Source organism: Pseudomonas avellanae BPIC 631, assembly GCF_000444135.1.
GTDB classification, from domain to species: Bacteria; Pseudomonadota; Gammaproteobacteria; order Pseudomonadales; family Pseudomonadaceae; genus Aquipseudomonas; species Aquipseudomonas avellanae.
Genome location: NZ_ATDK01000590.1, coordinates 1 through 3,126 on the forward strand (window position 1 = coordinate 1; position 3,126 = coordinate 3,126).

3 protein-coding genes and 1 pseudogene are annotated in these 3,126 nt (G+C 53.1%); all 4 read right to left on the reverse strand.

Annotation, left to right across the window (positions count from 1 at the left end):
• Nucleotides 1-156: 156 nt before the first annotated feature.
• Nucleotides 157-1,233: an LD-carboxypeptidase gene (locus DW49_RS0127645; protein WP_005621995.1), complete on the reverse strand. Its 1,077-nt coding sequence runs from the start codon at nucleotides 1,231-1,233 to the stop codon at nucleotides 157-159.
• A gap of 239 nt (nucleotides 1,234-1,472) precedes the next feature.
• Nucleotides 1,473-1,838 (reverse strand): hypothetical protein, encoded by a 366-nt coding sequence (locus tag DW49_RS0127650; protein ID WP_024421547.1) that lies wholly within the window; start codon nucleotides 1,836-1,838, stop codon nucleotides 1,473-1,475.
• A complete protein-coding gene (locus DW49_RS0127655; protein WP_024421548.1) occupies nucleotides 1,835-2,623 on the reverse strand; it encodes an N-acetylmuramoyl-L-alanine amidase in 789 nt (262 codons plus the stop codon). Before DW49_RS0127655 ends, DW49_RS0127650 begins: the two co-directional genes overlap by 4 nt.
• A pseudogene (locus DW49_RS1000000131465) lies at nucleotides 2,624-3,018 on the reverse strand (family 10 glycosylhydrolase); the annotation flags it as partial.
• Between the last annotated feature and the right edge of the window lie 108 nt (nucleotides 3,019-3,126).

A 3,126-nucleotide genomic window follows, 5' to 3' on the forward strand; every position in this document is an offset into this window, starting at 1 on the left:
CGACTTGCCGCTGACGCGCGGCAAGTTGATCGGAGCATCCCTGGATCGCCCGATATCTGGGTATCAGCAAAAACACCGTCACTGACATCGTGCGCAGGCATCGCGAAACGGCTTAAGGTGTCATTTCGCCCCCAGCCGGAACCGACCCCATGCAGGTTATTCATTTACAGGAGTCTGTGTCAGGCTGCACAACCGGGACAGGTTGTTGCATAAAATACTGGCCTGATGATCCAGAATAAATGGCTGATTAGTTTCACCATGCCCGAATTCCGGGTAATAATAAACCGGATAGTTAACGCGCCCGGCGAACTGTTTTATCACATACCGGTAAAGCGTTTTTTCTTCGTCGCTGGCATTCAGGCCGTAAAACTGACCAAAAATAACACCGCGTGGGTGAAATTTCCGGCTGTACTCTATCTGATGCAAGGTGCGGTCAAGCTGTTCAGGAGTTCCCCCCGTATCTTCCAGCATCATAATTTTATCTGAATAGCTGCCCTCATAGACAGTGGAAAACAGAGACTGAACCAGGGTCAGGTTCCCGCCATCCAGTTTACCACTCACTGTTTTTGCTGCCTGACGGTTCATCGGCTCGATGCCGGTGTAATTAACCCCGTGAGACAGGGCCTCAAAGACTTCATTCAGACTGTTGTTCATACTGAGTTTTTTACTGTTATCAATCTCATGCATTTCTTTATTATAAGACGCCACCACGCCATGCACGCCTGGCCAGTTCAGCTCATGACTGACAAAGCTGTGAATGGCCGTTACGTCACTGAAGCCGATGAGGATTTTCGGCGTTGAGGCTGAAATACGCTGTCGGCTTGCATGCAGGGCAGGGTAAAGGTTGAGCGCCCCCGAGCCGCCCCTGACAAACCAGAGGTAGTGCACGTTGCGATTACTGAGAGCATTAATGAGGGTCCGGGCCCGCTTTTCATCCGTATTGACGTAACCCAGCCTGGTAGGCTTCTGGTCGAGATATCGTTTGTCAACCGCGTAGCACTGGCGGGAAAACGCCGTCTCAATCTCCGGGATGATGTTCTCGTCATATTGCGACGAGCTTGCAATCAGGAATACCGTCCCTTTTTGACCGGAACAGACTTTTCGTTCAGGCACCCCAGCCGGGGGAGCTGTTTTCTTCACAATGGTCGGTGGTAAGGTGGTCGCCCCGGACAGGAAAAGCACAAGAACGAGGAGCGCGGTTTCTTTAAATGCCGTGCTTTTTATCTGAATCATATTCATCTTCCTTAACAATATGTTCGCCGCTGTTTTTGTTACGCTGGCATCTGCTGCGCGGCGGACGGTCACTACTTTTTTAGATTTGAAAAAGACTCTCCGACGGACCGCAGGTCTTTTATTTACACGGCTGTAAAGCGGCAGCGGTGGCAGGTTTACTGAAAAAACAGCTGACGTTTACCAGCTTCCGGCACAGCCCCGGTACTCAGGGGTTCTGTGCCGGAACCCGGATCAGGAGTCTACCCGTTAATCAGGCTGTATCCCGTGAATTCGAATGTCTCATCATACCTGACGGATATAATGAGGGCCCCGTTACCGACCGTTGTGGTATCGACATATTCATTGCTAATCAGTGCGTTCGCATCCCCTCCGGTAGTGGCATTTCCTCTCGCGTTTTTCACCTTCAGCCTCAGTCCGATCCCCTGAGTTCCCGCGTCAGTGTGAATGATAAGCTCCCCTCCTGCCACATCGCTGGCAACAAGCCTGAGCACATTGCCATCAAAGCCGGCGGATGCAAAAGGAAACGCCGTACTTGCCTCAAGGGCGTAGTCGCTGAGGCTTTTGCCCGACGCAAAGTCATAATCAACGGGTGTAAACCGCCTCATTTTGACTCCTTTGTTTGTGGAAAATACTTATCAACGAGGGCATAAAGAACGGCCGCCGTATCTGCATCAATGACGCCGTCATAGTTTTCCTGACGAAAATGGAGCTGGAAGGCCCGGACAAGCAGCTGAAGCCCCGATGCGGTTGTTGCGCCGGATACGTCATAGCCGTATGCCTTCAGTCTGGCAATGATACCCTCATCAGACGGAAGTCCCGCGGCGGTAAACTGCGCCAGATAAGCTGACCGGGTGTCATCGTCATACCATGCCCCGACTCCGGCCTCATAGAGGGATTTCCACGGGAACGCGGCCCCGGGGTCGCTTTTCCTGCCCGGCGCAATGTCGGAATGTCCCACGATATTCACAGAGCTGATGTCCGGGTACCGCTGGAGGATATTGATTGCCAGCGCTTTGATTGCGTCAATCTGAACCGGTTTATAGGGAGGGAAGACAAACACGCCGTCATTATCACTCGCCAGATTAACCACCTCAACTCCGATGGCTGTATCGTTAAGATTGCTTCGTCCGGCCCAGGCGCTGACCCCGGCATGCCAGGCGCGTTCGTTTTCATCAACCAGGTTAAAGACACGCATGTCGTTAAAACCGGCTGCAATGTACGTTTTGTCGTCCGGGTCCGGAACCAGGTAATGCGCACTCACGGTGCCGTCACCGGCAAGTGCCCGCACAGATGCGGCGAAATCAACGGCGGTGTAGTGCATGACAAGAAAACGCACGCGCCGGTTAAACCCCTTCACAGAGCGGTAGCTGTTATAATCGATGGGGTACATTTATATCTCCTCTTCTTTTTTTGCCAGACATCCGGCTGCCGCCCAGCGCGCTTTCAGATACTCAACAACCTGCTGCGTCTGCGGCTCTCTCAGGAACATATGGCGGAACAACATGCAGCCCCCACGTCAGTCAGGGAATCATTCAGGTCAAGCTGTCGGGTGATTTCAGGCACACCGCCTTCAGCCGTCCAGTCAGGTTCAGCGGCTGAAGGGGTACCGACCTTGTAAAGCGCCATGCCGATATACAACGCAGTGCCGGTGCCCCTGACGGTATCGGCCCACCACCGGGTTATCACATCATACCGGGCGACTTTGCGGGCAAAGGGCCAGTAAACCTGGGGCGCGATATAATCAATGATGCCATCAAGCACCCACTTCCGCGTGTCTGCATACGCCGGGGTCGCCTCAGAAAACGGATTTTAAAGTACTACAAGGGCTTCCCCATTGAGCACAAGCCCAATAGTTTCTGTTTGACTCCGCTGCATGTGCCGGATCGACTGAAA